Consider the following 7,003-nt stretch of genomic DNA (forward strand, 5'->3'; position numbering starts at 1 on the left):
ACTAAAAATAATCCAACTATTAATAAACCCAACAACTTATATCCTTTCTTATTAAAAACTATTTTAGCCAAGTAGACTCACCGCGCTTTTCCAATTTTTTTAAAAGTAAAACTTCCTGTAATAAAAGAAAAAAGAAAATGCCACTGGCATTTTCTTCTTTTTTTAATTAGATTATTCGTTATTCGTTATTTGGCCTTGTTCAAGAATACTATCTTCTACCACCGATGTTTTTCCCCCTTTAATGTTAAGTGAGAAGCTTGGTGCAAAGGTAGATTTATGGTCTTCAAAATAACCTCTATTTGTCATGTAACTTGTTATAACTACATTATCACTTTCCGTTTGCGGGATAGCATAGTGAGCGTATGACCAAGTAATATCATTAGGATCAAGATCTTGGTGTAATACAATTCCAGTTTTATTTAAAGGTTTGTATTCTCCAGTTAAGGAATTTGACACGTAACCTAACATGTAAATATCTTCATCATCAAGTCCATCAATGGTCATTTTTGACCCTCTTGCACTTGTGAATAAATACCATTTCCCATCCTTTTTAAATATGTTCGGACGTTCAATTTCATCTGTTACTGTATTCGAAACAATCAAGGGTTTCATTTCGTTTTTCAATGTATAATCATCATTTATTTCAATGATACCTATTGCACCGTTTGCTACAGTAGCTAGATCCTTTTTAGGGCTTTGCAACAGTTTGTTTTTTTCATCTTGGAAAAATTTATTACTTTTACCATAGTAAGCTTGATTATATAGCGATTCTTCTCCTTGGTAACCATATTCGGTCCCAGTATTCGCCTCAAAAACAAGGTACTTACGGCCATTTTCTTCAATGTAATGTGGATCTCTTAAGGTATGATTATCATCGGAAGCGCCATCAGCGGCAAATTTATCAACTGTTTGATAGATCGTGCCGTCTCCGCCTTCATAGATTGATTTGTAATCTTCTACACCATCCACTTGGAGTTTCCCAGCATCTAGCTCTGATAGATTTACTTGAGCTGTTGTTAAAGTTTGTTTACCGTAATGCCCTGAATCTGGAGTGTACGGCTCGCGGTTTGTATAGAATAAGCGAACTTCTCCATCAGATGTGAAAGTTGCAGAACCGGACCACTCTTCTGCTTGATGTTTTAAATAAGGATCGTCTGGCTGATTCTTATCATTATCATCAAATACTCTGCCAGCATTTTTCCAAGCATCAATAGATGTTTCGCCTACTTTTTTGTAGAACATGTAAATAAACGTGTCATTGGCATCTTTAGGGTCTCCAGCTAATCCAAAAACGATATGATAGCCATTATATTCTGCCACTGTTCCATCAGCGTTTTGTAATGGCCAAGTATCCCACACATCTAAATCGATTAAGTTACCTGATTCATCTTTTTTTATTGCTGAAGGAATATTTTTTATTGTTGATGCGTCAAACTCGGGGACCGTATATTTTGCATCGCCATTTTGATCAATCATGTTGTGCATGTCTGAACGAGTGATTTGTGAAGTGTCATACGTTTCTTTGTAATCTAATGTATCTTTTTGTTTCGCAAAAGTTTGCGATCCACTGCCACCTAATAATATAGCTGTACTAAGCGTTAATACTGCTGCTTTTTTGGTAAGTTTGTTAAAGTTCATAATTTTCCTCCTATAATGTGTTTTAGTAACAAATTAAATTATAGGTTAGTCTTGATTCTATGGATATGGTATATATTGATTGGAATTTAGTTTTTTATTGATATAGGGGGAGACCTTTAGTTTTCAGAATTATTTGCTTGAAGCATTCTCCCAAGACTTCTGAAATTCTTGTAGTAATTGATCGCGATTAAGTTGTTTTCCCACGTACAATTGCATGGCAAATCCAAACTCTTCTCGTACTCCAACAGGAAAATTAAACCAGTTAGAGTACAACGTTTTCCCTTCTTTGTAGTACCGGATCGTTTCATTCGAGAGCGGACCTAAATTGTTAGCCTCTATGTTTTCAAACGCAGGAATAAACTTGAACTGTTCCGTCATAAACGTTTGGCCTTGCTCTGAAGAAACCATCCAGTTTAAAAATTTCTTTGCTTCTTTCTTCTTCTCTGGTGTAGTTTGTTTGTTTACAACCCAATAATTCGGTACGCTGACCATCAAGGCATCATTCATAGGTTCGTCATTAATTGGTATTGGCAGAAACCCGATGTTCATATTTGGTGATATTTGATCAATCATCGGCTGAATCCAATTACCTTGTTGAATCATCGCTGCTTTTCCCGTGGCAAACGAATTTACTTCCATATTGTAATCCGTTGTTAACGGATTATCGTTTCCATATTTTATTGTTACGTCCAACAACTTGATTATGTCTTTGAATTTTTGATTGCTATCGATTTTTTCCGTCCCATCATTTAGGCCTTCTATAAAAGTAGATGGATCTTCTTGTTGTGCAAAAGCGATATTCAGTAGATGGACACCCAATTTCCACTCCTCATAATAGCCAGTTGCAAAAGGAGTAATGCTTGCTTTTTGTAATTTTTCTGACACTTCTATTAATTCAGTTAGCGTTTTTGGTAACGTTTCAATGCCTGCCTTATTAAATAAATCCTTATTATAGATGAATCCATACCCTTCCAGGTTAATCGGCATCCCATATATTTTCCCATCGATTTCCATCGGTAATAACGCATCTTCATATGCATGTTCAATCCAGGGTTGGTCCGTAAGGTCCTCCAGATATTTACTCCACAGTTTGGCATATTCGTATCCACTGTTCGTGAAAATATCAGGGCCTGTTCCAGCAGCAATCTGTGCTTTCAGATCGGCAAGGTCATCAGCAGCTCCTCCTACTGTGTGAATCTGAATATCTACGTTTGGATTTCCCTCTTCATAAGCTATTACCATTTGTTCGAACTGCGTGGAAATTTCAACTTTCGGGTTTCGCACATTCAACGTGATTTTTTGCTCGGCTATCTCCGTTTCTTTTGTTAGCGTCTCAGTCTTTGTTTGACATGCCGAAAGAGATAGGCTCATTATTCCGACCAAAACCATGTATAATATCTTTTTTTTCATCTCTTCACCCCAGTAATTTTCATATGATATAAGGCAGAAAAGTATATATATTATTTACTTTCGATTTGCAACTTTTTCTCACCGTTTCGGTACTCAAAAGGTGTCATTCCAACTACTTTTTTGAATAGCTTTGAGAAGTAATTTTCATCCCGATAGCCTAGCATTAAGGATATTGAGTAAATACTTTCGTCTTGTTCACTTAACCAATACTTTGCCTGGTCAATTCTTAGGTTCATGATGTATTTGGACAGGGTCATACCAATTTCTTGTTTGAACTTTCTTGAGATATGTTCACGACTCAAGAAGAACCGGGTTGACAGTTTTTCCAAACTCAATTCCTCCATGTAATACGTTTCTACATAGGAAACAATGTCCTGCATACGACGTGCATCATCCAAATTGTTCAAACTGTGTATGGATCTGAAGTTTTGATTCTTCACTGCTTTTTGCAAAGACTGAAAAGATTTAGGGATTTCTTCCAATGATTTCAATGGATCACAGCTAACAATATGAACAGGGATATCAAATTGATGACTAATCCATTCCTCAACCGATAACCATAGTCTTTGTGTTGTAATGACCAGACAAAGACTATGATCGTTCTGAAGCGCATATGCATTTCCCAATCCCCGATCAACAAGCTCGTCAGCTAGTAACTGAATGTAGGGATCAGAATGGTGCATTTGGTAAAAGGAAATTAGTGTAAGGTCGTATTCATCAGTTTGGGGAAGACATGAAGTAATTTCGTTCGTGTCGAAAGGTTCCCCTATACAAGCATTCGTAACTACCTGATTCATACGCAACCTCTTAACATCTTCATAAACGCCTGCCTCTTTGTAGCAGCGATCCTCTTCTTCATTTGTCCAGGATTTAACAGATTCCTCCAATGTTTTATTAAATGCATCAGCTTCAATCGGTTTCAATAAATAATCGAAACTACCGCACTGAATTGCTTTACGCATAAACGAATAGTCGTCAAACCCTGTGATTAAGATTACTTTGCCAGGATAAGAAATGGTATTTAACCACTCGATTAATTCTATACCGCTCATTCCAGGCATTTTTACGTCTGTAAAGATGATTTCAGGATTTTCCCTTTCGATGATTCTTTTTGCCTCTTCTCCATTTCTTGCTTCTAAGATATCGGTAATACCGTATTTCTTCCACTGTCCCAAATGCCTTATGACATCTCGCACATGAAATTCATCATCTACAATTAAAGTCTTCATACAGTCTTCATCCTCCTTTTATTTGGTCATTAGCGTCTAGAGGAATAAAGATACGAACCAAAAAAACTTGTCCCTGTTTCGTATCCAGTTCTAAACCAGCACCTGGTCCATAATTTAGAACTAATCGATCACGAATATTTTTTAGACCTATATGCTCTTGTGCATATGTTCCTTCATAAGGAGTTGTATAGATATTTTCTCTTAGTGTTTTTAGCTCTAAGAGTGTCATACTAGAACTGTCATTTTCTACAACAAGGTTTAAAAATTCTCCATTTATATCTCCATAAATGTATAAATGAGCATCATAGAAACCTTCTTCATAACAATGTTTAAAGAAGTTTTCAACGAGCGGCTGAAGAATCATACTTGGAATTGTCATATCAAGAATCGTGTCGTTTATTTTAATAGAATAGTTTATATTGTTTCCAAAACGTTCCATTTGAAGGGATAAGTATGTTTTTATATAATCCACTTCATCTCGAACCAAGACCCATTGATCCGCCCGAATGGAGTATCGCATCATTTTGGATAAGGACGTTAACAATTGGTAGACCTTTGGAGTATTAGATCGTAAGGCAACTGCACCTATGGATTGTAATGCGTTAAATAAGAAGTGAGGATTAACAATAGACTTTAGCGCTCTGAATTGATTTGCCCTATTCTCAATTTCCAATTTATATTCACGGTCAATGTGAAGGGTGATTCTGTTCATCATTTCCTTCATATGTTTTTCCAGATGACCTATTTCGTCTTCTCTGTTGTCAACAAAGGGGACATCCATAATTCCACCTTCAATTGATCGCACTTTCATGCTAAGAAGTTTAATTGGACGAGTAATTCTGTACGAAATAATACCAATCATTAATAACCCTAGAAATCCTACCCCTATCCCAACAAATATGTTTATATATGCGGTCTGCCTGACATCATTAAATAATACCTGACTAGGGGTTATCTTAACTAATTTCCATTGATTTAGTGGTCCTGATAACATTTTGGATATGATAATTTCCTCACTCGTATCACCGCCTGCCTCATTGATCCTCTTAAGTAAATCAGGATTAATGGATTTACCGATAAGGGCTGAATCACTCGCGTACATGATACGATCATTTGAATCAATAAGAAATACAGACTCTTCATCTTCCTGAACAAGGCTGTTACATATGCAAGCATATGCATCCAAATCGATATCAATAGTAATTATTCCAAGAAATTCGTTTGAAGGCACATCTACTATTTTATGGTGAATCGTCATAACCATTGTGTTGTCCGACTGGGGAACAATCGCAGCATTATTATAATTCTCAAGCTGATTGGGAGGCTCAATTATGAACTTTAAGTTAGAGTTATAAAGCTTTTTCATCAAATCTTGCTTCATTAAATCTGGTTGAGACTTACGAGCACTGATCATTGCATTATAAACTGTAAACGATTCTTTATTTTTATCAAGATAAAAGCGAACCTGACGGATTTCGTTTCTCATCAGATAAAAAGTTTCTATGCTTTTTTCTATCGCAATTGGGTTGAAATAAATCGAGTCTTCAAAACCATTGTTAAAAATTCGGAATAAATCAGGATTCCTGTATAAAATATACGGAAGATTGATCATATCTTTAAAGTACAGCTCCAGTTCTTCAGACAAATTATCCATTTGATCGTGACTGATTTCGAGCTCAAGCTGTTCAACACTATTTTTCGTATATCCATAAATGAATAGAACAGATAAAAAATACGGTAGGATGATAAAAGTAAGCAGCATAAGAAATAAGCGACTTTGAATGCTTTTCAAGTGAAGATTCTCCTTTCGTTCATGGAGCCAAATTAACATGCCTTTTTACGAAAGAGAAATAGAAGTATGGATGACATTAAATGATCCACTATCTAGCGATTGGAATTCTGAACATAATAGTAATTATTCAGCCTTTCGGACATGGACAAACGTGATGAGTTTATACAACTGTAATGCTAGTAGTCTTAGAAGTATGGTGCTTGACCTTAAAATAGGCATGAAAAAAACACCCCAATGATAGGTATGAACTGAACCCCGAATAGTGGACACTTTAAAAAAAGTGACTCTATCCGGGGTTCTTTCTATTCATAGACCCGTTATACTTGAAGATACCTATTATGGACGGGAGCTTTTCAGATGAGCAAAATTATATTCAATGAACATCAAGTAAGACAAATTGAATCAAATCCTAATGTGACCTCTGTGTCTGATCGTACAATCCAATACACTTATGACTTTAAAGTTCGTGCAGTGAAAGAAAATTTGGCTGGAAAAGGTCCTGTTCAAATCTTTACTGAAAATGGATTTGACCTTGAGGTTATTGGAACCAAGAAGATTCAATCATCAGTAGCTCGTTGGAGAAAAATATTTAACACTCATGGGGAATTGGGTTTTCAGGAGGAGCGCCGCGGAAAAGCTAGTACTGGTCGACCTTCTACTAAAGACGTATCTGCAGAAAAACAGTTAGAGAAGGCAGAAGCGCGGATCAAATACCTTGAGGCCGAACTGGAGCTGCTAAAAAAGCTAGAAGAACTAGAAGGGAAGGTGAAGAAATAGTTCTAGAATCACATGAGAAATACGAAATCATAAATCATGTCATTCGAAAATATCAGCTGAAGAATATGGTTTCTCATCTTTGTAAAATGGCCGATGTCAGCCGAAGTGGATATTATGAGTGGATCGAAAATATTGAGAGTCGTGCGATTCGTGAAGA

The 7,003-nt window shown here is 36.2% G+C and carries 5 protein-coding genes and 1 pseudogene; 2 read left to right on the plus strand and 4 right to left on the minus strand.

Annotation, left to right across the window (positions count from 1 at the left end):
* Positions 1-171: 171 nt before the first annotated feature.
* From C406_RS0112935 to C406_RS0112950, 4 genes are all read right to left on the minus strand, one after another.
* Positions 172-1,638, minus strand: a complete 1,467-nt coding sequence (locus C406_RS0112935; RefSeq protein WP_017381060.1) for a glycoside hydrolase family 68 protein — start codon at positions 1,636-1,638, stop codon at positions 172-174.
* 129 nt (positions 1,639-1,767) lie between these two features.
* A complete protein-coding gene (locus C406_RS0112940) occupies positions 1,768-3,048 on the minus strand; it encodes an ABC transporter substrate-binding protein (protein WP_017381061.1) in 1,281 nt (426 codons plus the stop codon).
* 50 nt (positions 3,049-3,098) lie between these two features.
* Positions 3,099-4,277: a response regulator gene (locus tag C406_RS0112945; protein WP_017381062.1), complete on the minus strand. Its 1,179-nt coding sequence runs from the start codon at positions 4,275-4,277 to the stop codon at positions 3,099-3,101.
* 7 nt (positions 4,278-4,284) lie between these two features.
* The gene (locus C406_RS0112950) at positions 4,285-6,069 is read right to left on the minus strand and encodes a sensor histidine kinase (RefSeq protein WP_017381063.1); all 1,785 of its coding nucleotides are present in this window, start codon (positions 6,067-6,069) and stop codon (positions 4,285-4,287) included.
* 37 nt (positions 6,070-6,106) lie between these two features.
* On the opposite strand from C406_RS0112950, the gene C406_RS20770 reads away from it, so the two are divergent.
* Together C406_RS20770 and C406_RS0112960 are read left to right on the plus strand one after the other, a co-directional pair.
* Positions 6,107-6,307 (plus strand): hypothetical protein, encoded by a 201-nt coding sequence (locus tag C406_RS20770; RefSeq protein WP_017381064.1) that lies wholly within the window; start codon positions 6,107-6,109, stop codon positions 6,305-6,307.
* 119 nt (positions 6,308-6,426) lie between these two features.
* A pseudogene (locus C406_RS0112960) lies at positions 6,427-7,003 on the plus strand (HTH domain-containing protein); the annotation flags it as partial.

Source organism: Paenisporosarcina sp. TG-14, assembly GCF_000297555.1.
Lineage (GTDB): Bacteria > Bacillota > Bacilli > Bacillales_A > Planococcaceae > Paenisporosarcina > Paenisporosarcina antarctica.

Coding starts and splice junctions, on each gene's coding strand:
- C406_RS0112935 (WP_017381060.1), bottom strand. CDS start 1,638: ATGAACTTTAACAAACTTACCAAAAAAGCAGCAGTATTAACGCTTAGT.
- C406_RS0112940 (WP_017381061.1), bottom strand. CDS start 3,048: ATGAAAAAAAAGATATTATACATGGTTTTGGTCGGAATAATGAGCCTA.
- C406_RS0112945 (WP_017381062.1), bottom strand. CDS start 4,277: ATGAAGACTTTAATTGTAGATGATGAATTTCATGTGCGAGATGTCATA.
- C406_RS20770 (WP_017381064.1), top strand. CDS start 6,107: ATGCCTTTTTACGAAAGAGAAATAGAAGTATGGATGACATTAAATGAT.